The sequence below is a fragment of the Vulcanisaeta sp. JCM 14467 genome, assembly GCF_001316245.1.
Lineage (GTDB): Archaea > Thermoproteota > Thermoprotei > Thermoproteales > Thermocladiaceae > Vulcanisaeta.
In genome coordinates this window covers 37624-53089 of sequence record NZ_BBDM01000014.1, presented here as the reverse complement: position 1 = coordinate 53089, position 15466 = coordinate 37624, and the positions used below count along the sequence as shown (strand labels likewise).

General features: G+C 46.2%; 18 protein-coding genes and 2 pseudogenes. 8 read left to right on the top strand and 12 right to left on the bottom strand.

The genetic code is table 11. From position 1 onward, the window contains the following. Positions 1–7 precede the first annotated feature (7 nt). Positions 8–489, top strand: a pseudogene (locus JCM14467_RS20545) (pyridoxal phosphate-dependent aminotransferase). Positions 490–529: 40 nt separating this feature from the next. Further along, positions 530–994: an aminotransferase class I/II-fold pyridoxal phosphate-dependent enzyme gene (locus JCM14467_RS18360; RefSeq protein ID WP_256359257.1), complete on the top strand. Its 465-nt coding sequence runs from the start codon at positions 530–532 to the stop codon at positions 992–994. Between the two features lie 118 nt (positions 995–1112). On the opposite strand, the gene JCM14467_RS12015 is transcribed toward JCM14467_RS18360, so the two are convergent. Beyond that, positions 1113–1967 carry a threonine/serine dehydratase gene (locus JCM14467_RS12015; protein WP_252901535.1) on the bottom strand — a complete coding sequence of 285 codons (855 nt, stop codon included), beginning with the start codon at positions 1965–1967 and terminating at the stop codon, positions 1113–1115. A 99-nt stretch (positions 1968–2066) separates the two neighbouring features. Further along, the gene (locus JCM14467_RS12010; protein WP_054850322.1) at positions 2067–3911 is read right to left on the bottom strand and encodes an APC family permease; all 1845 of its coding nucleotides are present in this window, start codon (positions 3909–3911) and stop codon (positions 2067–2069) included. 343 nt (positions 3912–4254) lie between these two features. Here JCM14467_RS12010 and JCM14467_RS20540 point away from each other — a divergent pair. Then, positions 4255–5377: pseudogene (locus JCM14467_RS20540) on the top strand (aromatic amino acid ammonia-lyase). Further along, the gene (locus tag JCM14467_RS18355) at positions 5377–5745 is read left to right on the top strand and encodes an aromatic amino acid lyase (protein WP_252901534.1); all 369 of its coding nucleotides are present in this window, start codon (positions 5377–5379) and stop codon (positions 5743–5745) included. Before JCM14467_RS20540 ends, JCM14467_RS18355 begins: the two are co-directional and overlap by 1 nt. Here the strand turns inward: JCM14467_RS18355 and rpiA are convergent. The 3 genes from rpiA to JCM14467_RS11990 all read right to left on the bottom strand — a co-directional run bounded on the left by rpiA (position 5735) and on the right by JCM14467_RS11990 (position 9081). After that, positions 5735–6436, bottom strand: a complete 702-nt coding sequence (gene rpiA, locus JCM14467_RS12000) for a ribose-5-phosphate isomerase RpiA (RefSeq protein WP_054850321.1) — start codon at positions 6434–6436, stop codon at positions 5735–5737. The two genes, JCM14467_RS18355 and rpiA, sit on opposite strands and share 11 nt — an antisense overlap. Positions 6437–6460: 24 nt before the next feature. Beyond that, positions 6461–7432, bottom strand: coding sequence for a dihydropteroate synthase (locus JCM14467_RS11995; RefSeq protein ID WP_054850320.1), 972 nt, complete (start codon positions 7430–7432; stop codon positions 6461–6463). Positions 7433–7578: 146 nt separating this feature from the next. Further along, a complete protein-coding gene (locus JCM14467_RS11990; RefSeq protein ID WP_054850319.1) occupies positions 7579–9081 on the bottom strand; it encodes a hypothetical protein in 1503 nt (500 codons plus the stop codon). Positions 9082–9231: 150 nt separating this feature from the next. Here JCM14467_RS11990 and JCM14467_RS19550 point away from each other — a divergent pair, with 150 nt between their 5' ends. Next, positions 9232–9360 (top strand): hypothetical protein, encoded by a 129-nt coding sequence (locus tag JCM14467_RS19550; protein ID WP_256359256.1) that lies wholly within the window; start codon positions 9232–9234, stop codon positions 9358–9360. Between the two features lie 192 nt (positions 9361–9552). On the opposite strand, the gene JCM14467_RS18350 is transcribed toward JCM14467_RS19550, so the two are convergent. Together JCM14467_RS18350 and JCM14467_RS18345 are read right to left on the bottom strand one after the other, a co-directional pair. Beyond that, entirely contained in the window at positions 9553–9933 is a 381-nt protein-coding gene (locus tag JCM14467_RS18350; protein WP_252901533.1) for a hypothetical protein, read from the bottom strand. Then, the gene (locus tag JCM14467_RS18345) at positions 9897–10427 is read right to left on the bottom strand and encodes a hypothetical protein (RefSeq protein WP_252901532.1); all 531 of its coding nucleotides are present in this window, start codon (positions 10425–10427) and stop codon (positions 9897–9899) included. Before JCM14467_RS18345 ends, JCM14467_RS18350 begins: the two co-directional genes overlap by 37 nt. 194 nt (positions 10428–10621) lie before the next feature. Between JCM14467_RS18345 and JCM14467_RS11980 the strand changes: the two genes are divergently transcribed. Next, positions 10622–11251 (top strand): superoxide dismutase, encoded by a 630-nt coding sequence (locus tag JCM14467_RS11980; protein WP_054850318.1) that lies wholly within the window; start codon positions 10622–10624, stop codon positions 11249–11251. A 56-nt stretch (positions 11252–11307) separates the two neighbouring features. Here JCM14467_RS11980 and JCM14467_RS11975 read toward each other — a convergent pair whose 3' ends face one another. The 3 genes from JCM14467_RS11975 to JCM14467_RS11965 are packed head-to-tail and all read right to left on the bottom strand — an operon-like array spanning position 11308 to position 12877. Next, complete coding sequence (locus JCM14467_RS11975; protein ID WP_054850317.1) at positions 11308–12216, bottom strand: arginase family protein; 909 nt, start codon at positions 12214–12216, stop codon at positions 11308–11310. A gap of 33 nt (positions 12217–12249) precedes the next feature. Continuing rightward, positions 12250–12657, bottom strand: a complete 408-nt coding sequence (locus JCM14467_RS11970) for a PIN domain-containing protein (RefSeq protein WP_054850316.1) — start codon at positions 12655–12657, stop codon at positions 12250–12252. Beyond that, positions 12638–12877 (bottom strand): AbrB/MazE/SpoVT family DNA-binding domain-containing protein, encoded by a 240-nt coding sequence (locus tag JCM14467_RS11965; RefSeq protein WP_054850315.1) that lies wholly within the window; start codon positions 12875–12877, stop codon positions 12638–12640. Before JCM14467_RS11965 ends, JCM14467_RS11970 begins: the two co-directional genes overlap by 20 nt. A 244-nt stretch (positions 12878–13121) precedes the next feature. Between JCM14467_RS11965 and JCM14467_RS18340 the strand changes: the two genes are divergently transcribed. Both JCM14467_RS18340 and JCM14467_RS18335 read left to right on the top strand, forming a co-directional pair. Then, complete coding sequence (locus JCM14467_RS18340; RefSeq protein ID WP_252901531.1) at positions 13122–13772, top strand: hypothetical protein; 651 nt, start codon at positions 13122–13124, stop codon at positions 13770–13772. Beyond that, positions 13757–14602 carry a putative sulfate exporter family transporter gene (locus tag JCM14467_RS18335; RefSeq protein WP_252901530.1) on the top strand — a complete coding sequence of 282 codons (846 nt, stop codon included), beginning with the start codon at positions 13757–13759 and terminating at the stop codon, positions 14600–14602. The genes JCM14467_RS18340 and JCM14467_RS18335 overlap by 16 nt, the downstream gene beginning before the upstream one ends. A gap of 355 nt (positions 14603–14957) precedes the next feature. Here the strand turns inward: JCM14467_RS18335 and JCM14467_RS11955 are convergent, their stop codons facing one another. Together JCM14467_RS11955 and JCM14467_RS18330 are read right to left on the bottom strand one after the other, a co-directional pair. After that, a complete protein-coding gene (locus JCM14467_RS11955; RefSeq protein WP_252901529.1) occupies positions 14958–15161 on the bottom strand; it encodes a hypothetical protein in 204 nt (67 codons plus the stop codon). A 72-nt stretch (positions 15162–15233) separates the two neighbouring features. After that, on the bottom strand, positions 15234–15410 hold the full coding sequence (locus JCM14467_RS18330) for a hypothetical protein (protein WP_252901528.1): 177 nt from the start codon (positions 15408–15410) through the stop codon (positions 15234–15236). Positions 15411–15466 lie beyond the last annotated feature (56 nt).

Sequence of the window (15466 nt, the reverse complement as noted above, 5' to 3'; positions counted from 1 at the left end):
GTATAGCATGTATACGCCAAGTAGTGGTATTGTGGAGTTAAGGGAGGCCATAGCCGAGGACTACTCGAGGTATTCAGGGGTTAAGATAAGCAGTAGTAATGTCTCTGTCACGGCAGGTTCTGCCGAGGCTATATTGGCGGCGTTCATGACGATTATTGATGATGGTGATGAGGTCATACTCTTCGACCAACATACCTAATGTATGAGCCAGTCATTAATTACCTGGGCGGTAGGGTGGTCAGGGTTAGGGCTAGGGAGGAGCTTGGTTGGGAGCCTGGTGAGGAGGATGTTAAGGCTGTGATGAGCAGGAGGGTTAAGGCGATAATAGCCGTAAACCCGGACAACCCAACGGGTAGGGTCCTCAGCGACTCAATGATTAAGTTGTTGGTTGACCTAGCCCGTGATTACGATGCATTTCTCATCTACGATGAAGCATATAGCACCTGTACTACGAGGGAACACACACATATGCCATTAGGTACAGCCTAGAGAATGTGATAGCCCTAAACACATTCTCTAAGGACCAGCACTGCCAGGATGGAGACTGGGCTACGTAATAGCACATGAAGACTTCATGAAGGTCTTCAACAGGGTTAAGCAGTACACAAACCTAAACCCACCGACACCTGCCCAGTACGTCGGATTACTATACCTGAGGAAGTACAAGGAGAAGTACCTAAGCGAGACTCTGCCGATTTACAAGTCGAGGATGGAGACCATGTATAAAGCCATAAGGGAACACCTACCAGAAACCGTGGTGGTAAAGCCAAAGGCTGGGTTATTCATGTTCCCAAATATGGAACCATACTTAAGAAAACTCGGTATGAGTGATGTAGACTTCGTCATGAAATTACTAAGACAATGCCACGTAGCTGCAGTGCCAGGCTCAGCCTTCGGAGAGGGAGGCAAAAACCACCTGAGATTAACGTTTGCGAAGGAGAGTGAGAAGGCGATAAAGGAGGGAATAAGGGCATTGAGTCAGTGTGTTTCGTAAATCCTCTCATTCTCGAGTATACTCCTTAACCTATCTATATCGATATGGCTACCTGTTATCACGGCAACCACGTTATGAGAACCACCCTGGTCAAGCTTCCTAATTAAGTCGCCATTTATTATAGGCCTATTGCTATGGCGCCAGCCCCCTCAGCGACAACGTGCTCATACTTAAGCAGTAGGTATATGGACCTCTCAATATCACCCTCATTAACCAGGAGCACGCCGTCTAGGTAACGCCTTATGTACTCAAAGGGTATCTCGCCGGGCCTGGAAGCAAGCCCATCAGCAATCGTCTTAATATTACTAAGTATCACGGGCTTACCCTCCTTAAGTGACAATGCGTAAAATGGTGCACTCTCAGGCTGTACCCCATAGACCTTAGTGTCAGGCTTGACATGCCTCAATAGATAGGAGACGCCCGCCGGTAAGGCGCCGCCACCGAGTGGTATGAGAATAACATCGACGTTAGGCAAGTCCTCAAGTATCTCAAGCCCAATGGTTGTATGCCCAGCAATTATGTAATGGTCATTAAATGTATGTACGAACTTAATCCTTGGATTGCCCGAGACTATCTCGATAGCCTTCCTCTCAGCTTCAACGTATGACCTACCGTACTTAATAACCTCAGCGCCGTACCTCTCCATGTCCTCGACCTTAGACCTCGGCGTTGATTCTGGAACAACTACGGTAGCCCTAACCCTCAATATGCTGGCTACGTATGCCAATGCGACGGCATGATTACCGGTGGATACCGTTAGGAAGTGCTCGTAACCATCACGCATGTATTTATGGACGGCGAAGAACACGCCCCTAACCTTAAAGCTACCACTCCTCTGTAGATTCTCCAGCTTCAGGTAAACATTTAAACCATTACCTGATAAGTGCTCCGATTTATAGAGGGGGGTTCTAATAACGTAGCCTAACGATTCCATCCTCCTAGTGAATTCCCAAGCCTCCTGAATAAGGGGCATCAGATCAATAAAGTAATTGGTACCCATGTTGGCGCTCACGATAAACTATGAATTGAATAAAGAATTTAATTTTTATTTCCACTATCAACCTGGTTTTCGTTACCTTTTCATTCCCTCCATTATCTGATCTATGGCCTTCGTCCTGAATGCACTATATACAGCCCAGTAATGGAATACTAACGTTACTATTGCGGCGATTATCGTATCCACTGGGAACGGTATTATCTTATGCAGACCGAAGGAGCCATAATAAGAGAGTATTGTTATTACAATCATGTACGTTGGTAGCCAAACACCAGCCTTGAACTCCCTCCTTAAGTAATCACTGCCCAGCCTATAAAGCATGGCCATACTAACGTATATTAACACAGCCGTGACAACGACGTATATCAATAGGCCCATGTCATTATAAACCTTTAATCCCTTGGTCAGGCTATAAAAGAGTGAAAAAGCTGCGGCTATGCCTATGGCATCGACAAGACCTAGGGTTAATGATACGGGGAGATTTACATTCAGTCTCTTATATGCATAATAACCGAAGTAAATAGGCAACCCTACAAATGCTGCCAGGAAGAACTTAGACACCGTACTAAACCCTGACCAATAAATTACCAGAGATGCCATAAGCGTGGCTATTGGTGCCAATACCGATGCAGCCCATAGCTTGAATGGGCGAGGAAGATCAGGTGCGGTCCTCCTTAGTGCCTGCACGGCTATGCCGCCAACGACCATATACGTGAGCACCCTACCAACCGTTGTGAACGAAACTATTGATTGCCAGGTCGGGAATGGTAGTAGGTATAGGGCACCAAGTATTGCTATTGTAATGAGCGACCACTTCGGAATTCTTGTACGGCTTAATTCAAGGAACCAAGACGGCAAATAACCATCGGCTGCAACACCATAGAGCGCCCTGGTGGCGCCTCCCGTAGATACAAACCCTGTACCCGCAGGTGATATAATGGCATCTGTTAAGAATACTATGACCCAAGCCACTAAGAATGCGGCGGCCGCAGGTATAACATACTTAAGGGACTCTAGTAATTGTGCCATTGGCGCCTTGGATATTGAGGAAGTTCTCAATGCCGACCAAGCGCCCTCCTTAATGCCGATTACGTCCCAGTGAATCGCGCCTATGAATGCAAGCTCAAGTAATATGTATATAGTCATTGCTATTAGTATTGCACCTATGACCGCGAAGGGGATGTCCTTACTAGGATCCCTACCCTCACCGCCATACTCAATGGCCTGCCTAAAGCCGAGGTAGGCAAACAAAACACCGCCAGTGGGCATTGCATAGAATACCGCCGCCCAGCCCGTGTATGGCGCAGTGCCGCTTGTCGGTATGAAACCACCACCAGCAGTAAAATTAGCCGGGTTGAAGGCAAGGGCTATCATTATTATTGCAGTTAATGAAGGTATTAGTAACTTCCACCAACCGAGACCATAAACAGTATCCCCAACAGCCTTAACACCAATATAATTTATGTAAACAAATAATGCAAGGAATAGGTAAGCGACGACATAGCCAAGTACCGTTAAAGTACCAGTATGCGTGTTGTATAATTGCGGGAAGAAGAAGGATAAGTACCTAGTTGCCGTTAATGCCTCCGTGGGTGGTACAGCAGTTATTGCCAGGAAGTACGACCAACCAAGCAGGAAACCCGCAAAACCACCAAATACATAGTGGGGGTACCTAACGAGGGCGCCTGACTTCGGTATTGCTGAGGCGATCTCAGCATTAGCAAACGCTATGAGCAGTATTATGATCCCAGCTATTATCCAAGCCAATAACGCGGCGCCACCGGCGTACGATGCGGCGTACATAGGCGCAAACAACCAACCAGCACCGATTATCTCACCAATCGAGAGAAACAACAACCTACGCCTATCCAAAGCCCTACGTAACTCTTTATCAGTCCTGATACCAAAGTCCTCAGCCATACAACTCCGATGTACTTTATTAATTTATAAATTTTATGTTATATAATATATATTTTAACATTATTTCACCAATTAATATTTATATAGTATTAAATCTCATAATTAAAAAACCAAGATTATGCAAAATAATCACGTTTAGAAGAATATGTACGTAATAATTTTAGTAAAATTAATGTAAACTTTCATGAAATATATTTATAAGTTATTAGTAATAGATTTCGGCGTAAAATGACCCTTGAAGAAAATAAAATAATATATGATAAATAAATTAGGAATACTCCATATCTCTAAGCAATTATACTAAGGAAATGAATTAATATTTTAACTTTAGTGCCTTACCTGTATGGTCGTAAAAATAGGAACAGGCATGTACTTGTCTTTAACGGATATTGTCGAAGTTTCCAGGAATTACGAGGAAGTCGAGATAAGTAATGAGGCCCTAAGTGCTATGGGGCGGTCCCGTAAGGTCCTTGAGGAGCTCATTCATGGCAATGTGAGGATATACGGCGTTAATACAGGACTTGGCGACCTATACAATGTTACTGTTAACCCGGAGGACGTGGCTAAGTACTCGCTGGAGATGCTCATCGACCATGCAACTGGCGTTGGCGATTATGCACCTGATGATTGGGTTAGGGCAACGATGCTAATTAGAGCACATCAATTATCCCTGGGGTACAGTGGTATTAGGGAGGTGATCGTGAATAGGCTGGTTAATTTCCTAAACATGAGGATAACACCATTAATCCCGAGATACGGTTCAGTGGGCGCCTCAGGGGATTTAGCACCGCTAGCTCACGTGGCATTAGCTATTGGGTAGGGGGTTCGTTAAATACCAGGGTAGGGTCATGACCAGTGCCGAGGCCCTTAAGTTGGCTGGGCTTGATGAGCTAAGGCTTAGTTATAAGGAGGCACTGTCGCTAATTAACGGGACCAGCTATAGCGCAGCCATTGCATCATTAGGCATTTGGGACTCGTATAGATTGTTGAAGGCTGCCGTGGCCGTTATGGCGCTTATGATTGAGACGGCGCGGGCAGGCTCAGCCCCATTAAGTGTTGAAGCTAATTCCGTAAAGTTACATAGGGGTGAACTTGAGGTTGCAAAGGTCATTAGTGAGTTATTGGTCGATAGCAGGAACGTGAATACTAGCGGTAGGGTTCAGGACCCATACTCAATAAGGTGCATGCCCCAAGTGCTTGGTTCGGTACTCGATGCGCTTAGTTGGGCGCTGCGTAATGTATTAAATGAAGTTAACTCGGTGAGCGATAATCCAATAATAATTAATAATAGCGTTTACTCAACCTGCCACTTCCACGGCCAATACATAGCACTATCAACGGATCTACTCAGCACCTCGCTCGCCGTGCTTGGTAATTTAATCGAGAGGCAAATCGCTCAATTACTTAGGAGGGAGATTAACGCGTCAATAACTATCTTGCCAATGGTCCCTGGCGTGTTGGTCTAATGCTAACTCAATACACCGCTGCCGCATTATCGGCGAGACTAAGGGAGCTGGCAATGCCGTCCACGGTCCAGAACATACCAACAAGTGGTTTTCAGGAGGATATCAATTCAATGAGTGCTAACTCCGCAATGAAGCTTCATGAGGTTAATTCATCAATTGCGCAGTTAATAGCAATACTCGCCTATGATACCTACGTAGTGGCTAATGCTAATAATGCATGTAGAAATTGTGGTAAGATAACCACACGCGTCTATGACATAATCAGTAAGTACGTTTCAGGAGCTCAATCACATAATGAGGCAATAACAAGGCTAGTAAATGCGATTGACGAACTTTCAAGTCTCGTTGACTTAAGGATTAATCCATAGTGATTACGGACCCGTCCACCTTACCGATTATTACCCTGGAAACTCTCTTGCCATTAAATATGCCGACCTCGACAACGCCAGGTATCTCCTTAATTACCCTCTCTAACTCCTCAATGTTTATCACGGATTTGGGCATGTAGTCAATTATGTAGTTACCATTATCAGTCACCACGGGACCCCTCTTACCACTACCAAACCTAAGCTCAGCAGTCCCACCAAGCTCCTCGAGTCTAGTCCTAACTATGGACCAGGCAAAGGGTATTACCTCAATGGGTATTGGGTGCTTACTTGGTATTGAGTTGAAAACCTTGGACTCATCAACAATCACTATGAACTCCCTAGCCCAGTAATCAATTATCTTCTCCCTCGTCAGGGCCGCACCACCACCCTTAATTAAATTCTTCCCATAATCAACCTCATCGGCACCATCGATTGCTACGTCGATGTGGTCGACTTGCCAGGGGTAGCGCAATAGATTAACCAACCCAAGCCTCACGATCTCGATCTCGGTCTCCGTCGATGTTGGGACGAGAAGGACGTTACTCACCGCGCCATTGATTATTGATTTATGGAGCTCCCTAAGGAAGAGCATCGCCGTCGAGCCAGTACCGACGCCAATCACTTGACCACTCCTGACGTACTTAAGTGCCTCCCTGGCCGCAACCTCCCTAGCCCTATCAATACTACCCACGGAATTCCGCTCCCCTAATTAATTTTAACGATTACCGGCATTGACAAGCCTAATCAACTCCTCATTGCACTTACTCGGGTCCTTACCCAGGCATTGCCTAAGGGCCTCGGCAACCCTAACGGCATCCCTACTCTCGCCAATGTTATGCGTCCTAACGGCATCCGCGCCCATAAGCACGGCAATCGCCTCAGCGGCTACTGACGCGAACAGCCTCTCCTCGGGTGGGGCCCTCCTACGCATTAAACGCTCTAGGAAGGACTTCCTGGAAATACCCACGAGGACTGGTCTGTTCAACTCGCTTCTTATCCTGCCAATGCCCGTTATTATTATTGAGTCCCAGGAGTACCAGGGATAGGTCTTATCGCCACGTATGTAGTCACCCCTCAATGGCTCACCACCAGTGAGGATTGGGTCTATACTCAACGGCGGCCAGGCGCCAACTCCAGGGTCGATTACTATGCCATCATCCTTAACGCCACTACCCAACGCCGCCTCAATGCTCTCCCTCAGGGCATTCACAGTCCTACTAATAGGATCACCCTGGCTAGGCGCCCTCTCCCTGGCCATGATTATTACCGAGGCTCCGTGGTCGGCTATGACACGCACAATGTCCCTATCACCCTTCAAACCAGTCACGTCATTAACAACGTCAGCACCAGCCTCCAGCGCGGCCTCGGCAACCCCAGCCCTGAAGGTATCGATGGATATTGTCAACTCTGGAAACTCACTCTTCAAGGCCTTGATCACTGGTACCACCCTATTGATCTCCTCATCGGCGCTTATCACGGTCTTGTTATACGGTGCCGTGGACATACCACCAATGTCAATAACATCAACGCCATTGGCGATCATGGACTCGGCAGCCTTAACAACCTCATCAACAGACCTCCTAACCGAACCCTTAAAGAAGGACTCAGGACTAACATTAATAACGCCAACAATCCTAACAGGCTCACCATCACCAACCCAAACACGTCCAAGTAAAGCCCTAGGCATGTAGACAAGACTTAATATACCTTAATATTAAGTTTTAAGTGTTAATGATGGAATTATCATTGGGCGAACAAATACTTATATTGGTTAGGAAAATGGGCCGCTGACCGCTGCCGTCTCCCTCTGTGGGTGCCAACCTCTTTATGGCTTTAGCTATTTCCTCTTTTTTTCTTCTCGTCCTTTGTTTTCTCGAGCTTCCTACGTAGCACTTCAATGACTTGCTCCTTAATGTCGTCGTACTTTTCAACCACATATGCTGGTACTATGACGGCTAAGTATTTACCCCTCTTATTAATGTAGGCGTGAAACTCATTGCCGTATTTAGCCTTTAATGCATTAATGACCTTCTCGGCCTCAACCCTATCCCTTACTTGGTGTATCAACACAACGGTCCTCTTTCGAGCACACACTGTGAACTTATAGCCAGTCACGTCTACTTGCATCTCGCCCTTTCTGAACTTCAACTCCATTTCGGCTATTCGCCGTAAATTCAGCCACTTCTCGAAGTTTAGGGCATCGAATATGTCACGTAACACAGGCGGCAGGACATTTATCATAGCCCTCGCCAAGCCAATGGCATTGCTTCCGTAAAACCTCACATTGACCACATTACTATTGCTTAAGCTAGGCTTGCCATTCCTAAAGCCCATGCTCTCCAACCTCTCAAAAAGCGGCTCCCACACTTTATACCTCTCATCTGACATTGTCATTTTAATCACAGCCTCATCGTAAACATGACCATTCCTTATAACTTTTATAATCTCCGCACTACCATCACCTAATACAGCAGTGAACATGAATGCTAAAACCTCCTCCTTGCTGAGCTTACCAACGTTCTTGAGGATCTTGCCTTTAAGTGCTTCTACCGTCGTCTTCAAGTACCAGGTTATTGATACATCACTCTCATTGACATTAATTGCATCTATAAGAACATGCACACTTGGATAAAGTAGCGCCCAAGCAATTACTTGCCAGATCTGCGTTGTTCCCATGGCCGCCTTACCCTTAAAAACAACCCCATCAGCCTCCTCAAGGCCTCCACGTAATGCCCTGAGCACCCCATTGATGAACTTCTCGTACTCCTCCTTACTCATCGTCATTGCAAACACACCAGGTATCCTAATCGTCACGCCCCCAAGGTCGCTAAGCACCAAACAAACCGTTATACCACCGGTGCTTTTATTCACTTCTAACGTCACGTGTTCTCCATGCACGCTTATCCCCTTCTCACCCTCCCAAATAATGACCTCAGCCCTACCACTCAGCAAATCATCAATTAATTTCCTGACCTCGCTGCCGACTTCACGCCAGTAGTTCAAGAACCGCTCATTATAACTTACGAACTTATCGACTAGTCCTAGGAGGTCATTTATGACCTCCTCGCTGTACTTGCCCCTTAACTGGACCTCAAGCCTATCCCGTTTCTCCAGCCATTCATCCATTATCTCCTCAACCCACCATGAGTCCCAAACCCTCCACCTCAGAATTCGCCTAACAGCTTCGGCCAGTAATTCAACGGCTTTGTTTATGGCGTTTTCATCAGCATCGCTACCACATTGATGCTCCCTGCCACGCTTAATGCCCATGCAGAATTTATTCCTTCTCAAAAGCTCCATGTTGGGTTCACTAAGCTCGTCCAGAGCACTGGACATACTGATTACTGAATCCTCAACTGGATTAATAAGGCACTACACGTGCCCAGGGCCAATCAAAACCACCACACCGAGGACTCAGATGAGGACGTCAAAGCCATCAAGCAGGTAAGGACACTGAGCAACGACTTATTTAAGCCGAGGTAACGCGTGACATATGTAATCACGAGCGAGGGGTCAAAGACCGTGAGGGTCAGATACGCATGCGGTGACGAGGTTGGCGAGAGAGAAATAACGCTGAGTAGGGTGATGAGGTACGTGGTTAAGTTACTGCGTTAGGCGTTTATAGCCCATGACCACCATTGGCCTAGTGTGCAGGGTTAATGAGAACTTCAACGCCGAACCAGGCACTTCCCACTTACGGTTATTTCTCTCGTAACTCAAGCCCTCTCGGCTATTTTCATCGGCTGGAGCGCCTCATTAATCATCAGTGGATCGTAGTCCTTACTAATCGTTGATCATTCATGGGCATTAAATACCATGATTAATTAGGACAAGGATGTAGACCAGGTAACCAGCCAGCCCGATCACTGCCACGTCCCAGGTAAGCCTTCCCTTAATAACGTGGTAAAGCATTATTGCTGACACCACCTCAACCACAATAACGCCGATTATGGCTTCAATACTTAATAACCACCTGGTGGTAAGCAGTGCCAGGGCTGGGTAGACCGTTGAGTACAGGACTTTTTCGCCAATTAATGCGGCGACGGCCATGGTATCACGCTCCCTCCACGTCCATATAACCGCGGTTATTGACTCAGGGAGAACCGTGGCCGTTGGTATTATGATTATTGACAACCCCATCACATCAAGCGTCAGGCTTCTGGATAAGTCAATGATGCCCTCCACCATGCATTTGAGCCAATGAACAACAATACCACTGAAATGCCAAGTTGAAGAGTGAGCAGTAACCATTCTCTAACCCTAATCCCTTTAACGATTTTAAGCGCGTATAGTCCCTCATAATCCTCTATCACGATGCCCTGTCGACCCCTCATGACATGAATATACAATAGGTAGACCACGATTAAAGACACAGCTATTGAGAACCTGATTAACGGTGACTTAATGAGGGCGGGCAAGAGTACCGTGGGGAATAACGCTATAACAACCGCGAAGGGTATCACTAATACCCTATCGACCTCGAGAACAACATCACCCCTACGCTTCAGATAAAACCCAACGGCGGCTATAATGAATATCAGCGGGTATATAATTGTGGATACCACAAACGGTTCACCAATGATTGTGCCCACAGCAACATCCTCACCTGAAGCATCACCATAAAGCAGGAGGGCTACCAAAAACACTATCAACTCCGGCAGTGATGTGAGGATTGGCGACAAAATGGCGCCAACGAAGGAGGTACCAACCTGTACCTATAACTAATGTATTCCATGGCGTTGGTAAAGAGCCAACCACCAACTAATACGGAAAGGAATCCAGCAATTACGTATAGTATGATCATTAGCACTTTATCAACCCCAGCCAAAATAATGAAAAGGCAACATTTAATAAGTCCAACCCACACAAGGGCTTGATGAGTCTCCCAGCAACACTCTTCAAAAGGTATGAACTACCACCACTACCATATTCAATAAATGCCCTTGAGCCCCACATAAGCGGTCAAGTAATTGACGTACATTATAATGGGCACCATAAGGGCTATGTGAATGGGGCAAACGCAACAATAGAAAGGCTCGAGAAGATAATAAAGGGTGAGGTGACGAGCTACGACATACAGGGACTACTAAGGAACCTCTTCTTCAACGTAAACGGACACAAACTACACACACTCTACTGGCACTCAATGGCACCACCAGGAAAGGGCGGCGGAAAACCAGGCGGCTACCTAGGCGACTTAATAACAAAGCAATTCGGAAGCTTCGACAAATTCAAAGCACTATTCACCGAAGTCATGAGATCACTACCAGGCTGCGGATGGACAGTACTATACTACGACCCAGAAACCGGAAACCTAGAATTCACAACCTTCGAAAACCACTACAACCAACACATCGCAGAACTACCAATCCTACTCATAATCGACGAATTTGAACATGCTTATTACCTCCAATATAAAAATAACAGGAACGGTTACATAGATGCTATTTGGAATGTACTAAATTGGGAGGAGGCTGAGAATAGACTTAGGAAATACATTAAGTGATCTGCAGCATTTGAATAGTTTTCAAATTTCAATTTAAAATTAACATTACCATAATCCTAGTTAAAAGGTCGCGTCTTACTAACCCATATGGCGTTGGTTATTAGTGTTGATGCGAGCATGCTTGTTATGTCGTTTATGTCGAAGGGTGGTGTTACCTCGACTACGTCGAAGATCCTGGGTTTTAGCCTTGTGCTTAGTTCGTGGATGAGCTTTATGGCTTCCCTGGACGTGAAGCCACCGGGTGATGGGCTGTTGACGCCTGGTGCGTAGGCTGGGTCTACGACGTCTAGGTTAATGCTTAGGTGCGTGGTCCTATTGCCGATTTTGTTCGTGATTTCCTTAATCACCTCATTGATGCCCAGGGAATCAACCTGGTCCATTGTGTAGATCTCGACACTCAATTTCCTGGCTTCATCAAATAGGTAGGGCGCATTTGAGTAGGTTCTAACGCCAATTATGGCTATGTAGGCGTTGGGATCTACATTCCTAATCCACCTGATCACCTGTCCACTCGTTAAGCCCTCGGTGACGACCCTAACGTCAGGGTGTGCATCAAGCAGTACGTATGCCAAGTCACCGCTAATAGTCCTCCTCAACCCCCTAAACGCGGCGTAGGACGTGGTACTATCGCCGCCAATCACGATCAATTCCCTAACAAGTCCCAGGGCCTCACTAACTGTCTCCTCAACCCTACGCCAGGTCTCGTCATGATCACCGACGACCACGTCAACATCACCGAGGTCTACGATTGAAATGCCATTGAGTATGTACGGTGATGAGTATAGCCAAGACCTAATCCTCGCCGGCGCGAGCCTTGAGCCCGGCCTGGTGCCTACTGCGCCGTCCCAGGGAACACCGAGGATCCCAACGTCACCGCTAATCCAACCCCTTTTAATTACCTCGCCGATCCTGACGTCACCAGGGTCCTTAATGAACTTATACGCAGACTCCCTGACAAATCGCATACAGACCCAGTATAGAGCAACCATATTAAAGTACTAAACCTCAAGAACTTCAACGCCCAGTCTCTTAGCCCTCCTCCTAAGTTTCTCATCAAACGTAATCAATGGTTTATTCAGTACACGAGCCGTCCCCAATACCATTAAATCATTAAAACTTCCAAGACCCCAGTCGGAACCTCGCATTACGTGTAATACCCACTTAATTACATCATCATTACATACTAGAATTGCCTTCCTATGACTAATTACACTGCTTAGTATATCCAGGGCGCGTTCTCTCGATAGATTAATCGACTTAAAGAACCAGGTCAGTTCATAAATAACTATGTGCGGTAAAAACCACCTATCCAAACCATCAAGGACCTTAACAGCCTTAGCGTGCTCCCTAGCGTCCTCAACGATGTAAAATATCAATGCATTAGTATCAATCACTGCCTCCGGCATTTCTCATCAAGCCCTCCTCAATGAGCCTATCAATATCATCAATCGTCAACTCCCTACCCAACCTAATCGTTGGTATCTCCTGAACAACCTTCCTAAGTATAATCCGGTCACCATCAACCTCAACACTTAGCAAATCACCAATCCTTATCCCAAGCCTCTCCCTGACGCTCGCGGGTATCGTGACCTGGTAATTCCTAGTAACCTTAACCAGTACCTTCACAATGAACTATAAATTTACTTATATAAAAAGATTTCTCCTAAGTTAAAATAGCTAATGTATAAGTATGCTTTTACACTGAACTAAAGTATTTATGATAAATTAGTATTTATTATCATAATTTTGAAATTATCAATCATAAAATTGATTATGTGATTAAAGATTTTTAAATATTATTTCGCATTGAAAGCCTTAGGTAAATGTAATAAGTCTTATTTTTGACATCTGCAAAACTAATACGATAAGTATGGCGACCCAGGCAGCGGTAAAGATTGACTGGTCATCGCTATGGAAGAAGGAGGATTGGTGGGCATTGTGGATTGGACTTCTAATCTTCTTCCTATCACTACCTGGCTATTACGGCATCTACCTACTTGGCTGGGTCCCCAGGGTCTCGGCACCGTGGCTAGACCCCTCAAAGAGCATTATAATTGTCGGGCAAGCACTAACCATGACTAAGGCATACCAGGGCCTGAGCCCAGTACTTAGCGTGCTCTTCTTCTACATATTCCTGCTTGCAATCCTCACCTTCGCAGCCTGGCTAATGGGGCATAATGTCAAGAGGTTCCTGGCTGGTTTCACAATAATGTTCATACTAACCTTCGGCTTCTGGTGGCTCTTCGGCTATGCATATTTCAATGCCACGCCTGACCAGTATGCAAAGCTTCACATTAACTGGTCAATACCCGTGGGGGCAGACGGTATACTAATATACCTACTCCTCATAGGTTTATTCATATCCAACGTAGTATTTTACAAGAAATTACCAGCGGTTTTGGAGACCGGGGCTAGGACCGAGTGGTACATAAAGACCGCCATAGTCCTCCTCGGAGCGTTAATCGGTGCTTCATCCCTTAGGTACATATCGCTGGCCGTAGGCTTGTGGAGAGGTCGTTAATAGCCATAGTCGCCGCCTACCTAATCTACTGGCCAATCTCTTACTTAATATCTTATAAGGTGTTTAAGTTAGATATTAAGTGGGCAGCAACATTGGCGTCCGGCGTCAGTATATGTGGCGTGTCGGCGGCCATAGCCACCGCCGCGGCGATAGGCGCTCCGTCAATAGTACCGGCCACCGTCGCATCAATAATCGTGCTATTTGCTGCCGTGGAATTGGTAGTACTACCTTTTGTGGCTGCTACGTTCCTGAAATGGGCGCCATACGCGGCTGGCGCCTGGATGGGCTTGTCCGTTAAGACCGATGGCGCTGCTGCGGCCAGCGGTGCCTTAGCTGACGCCCTAATTAGTGCCCAATCAGGTCTTGCTGTCTATAAGAGTTGGGTGTTAACAACCGCGGTCATGACTAAGGTGTTTATCGACATATGGATTGGGCTGTGGGCATTCATACTGGCCGTGATATGGGTAACCAGGGTAGAGAGAAAGCCTGGAGAGAAAGTTCCTGCGATTCAGATTTGGTTTAGGTTCCCCAAGTTTGTCCTTGGGTATTTAGCCACGTGGCTAATACTGTGGGGTATCGGCTTCGCAGTAGGCGCCGCTGCATCTTGGAAGTTCATGACAGGTGGTATAACGCCACAGACGGAGTTGTTCAGGTACTTCTTCTTCGCCCTAACCTTCATGTCAATAGGTCTAACGACCAGGTTTAAGACACTTGCCGAGATCAAGGCTGGCCGTATGATTGCTGCATATGTGGTGTCGTTGACAATAATAATACTAATAGCATTGGCGCTATCAATAGCCTTCTTCGCAGGTCTACCGCCACCTGCATGAGGTGATGAATAAAGTCCTTAAAATTAAAAATAATAATAATTTTTAATCCCCACGAATAACGCAAAATGAGGTATCGACATCATGCATGCCTCATGCATTTACTGCCCAAGGACGATGTTAAGGAATGAGAAGGTTCTAAAATTAGTTTTGACCTAAAAGTGGGATGTTTTTACCTCTTCATGCTGGTTTCAACTCATCCCCTCAATCCCTCGATTATTTCGTTCTGCTCCGCGTACCTTATTACCCACTCAACCCTATTCCTTGTCTCGAATAACCTAATTATCAAGTGGTTGTGATTCGACGTCGCGGCCGCCCCCTCTGTGGGTGCTAAACGCCTAAGGCGCTTAATGATTATTTAGCCCAACTCCCTAAGCCACTCAATCCTTGATCCAGCCACGGACTTGTGCTCTGGCCTCGAGTAGTCAAGGGTGAAAACAATGCTTGGTTTAAGGTAACCATAATCAATGGCGAGCCTAACATTCACGAGGAAGCCTAGGTCCCTAACACTGTATGTGATGCTTGTCAGGTCAATTAATAGATAATCATAAAAGCCATTCACGATGTCGGGAAGTAACCCGCGGGAGCTAAGCCTATTGGTATGAGTAATTGTGGTGGGTCGCTCTTGAAGTCATTATTCACCAGCGCCACCGTGATCTCTTCCCTCCCCTCCACCGTCCTTAACCTCAGTCGAACCCTCACCGCCAAGTTCGATCACCCACGGGTGCTTATACGCAGGGTAAAGCTTACCAATCCTACCCCTAACCTCCACATTACTATTAATCCTGTACAACTTACCAATCTTATTCACAGTATAATTAACCTGTCTACGCGGTAAAAATCTTTTATAGTATAAGTATATGAATG

Excerpts from the sequence above, each read along its gene's own strand:
- JCM14467_RS11980 (WP_054850318.1), top strand. The coding sequence starts at position 10,622 with ATGAGTCTCCCAGCAACACTCTTCAAAAGGTATGAACTACCACCACTA.
- JCM14467_RS18350 (WP_252901533.1), bottom strand. The coding sequence starts at position 9,933 with ATGGTGGAGGGCATCATTGACTTATCCAGAAGCCTGACGCTTGATGTG.
- JCM14467_RS12010 (WP_054850322.1), bottom strand. The coding sequence starts at position 3,911 with ATGGCTGAGGACTTTGGTATCAGGACTGATAAAGAGTTACGTAGGGCT.
- JCM14467_RS11970 (WP_054850316.1), bottom strand. The coding sequence starts at position 12,657 with ATGCCGGAGGCAGTGATTGATACTAATGCATTGATATTTTACATCGTT.
- JCM14467_RS12015 (WP_252901535.1), bottom strand. The coding sequence starts at position 1,967 with ATGCCCCTTATTCAGGAGGCTTGGGAATTCACTAGGAGGATGGAATCG.
- JCM14467_RS11995 (WP_054850320.1), bottom strand. The coding sequence starts at position 7,432 with ATGCCTAGGGCTTTACTTGGACGTGTTTGGGTTGGTGATGGTGAGCCT.
- JCM14467_RS18355 (WP_252901534.1), top strand. The coding sequence starts at position 5,377 with ATGCTAACTCAATACACCGCTGCCGCATTATCGGCGAGACTAAGGGAG.
- JCM14467_RS11975 (WP_054850317.1), bottom strand. The coding sequence starts at position 12,216 with ATGCGATTTGTCAGGGAGTCTGCGTATAAGTTCATTAAGGACCCTGGT.
- JCM14467_RS11990 (WP_054850319.1), bottom strand. The coding sequence starts at position 9,081 with ATGTCCAGTGCTCTGGACGAGCTTAGTGAACCCAACATGGAGCTTTTG.
- JCM14467_RS18340 (WP_252901531.1), top strand. The coding sequence starts at position 13,122 with ATGGCGACCCAGGCAGCGGTAAAGATTGACTGGTCATCGCTATGGAAG.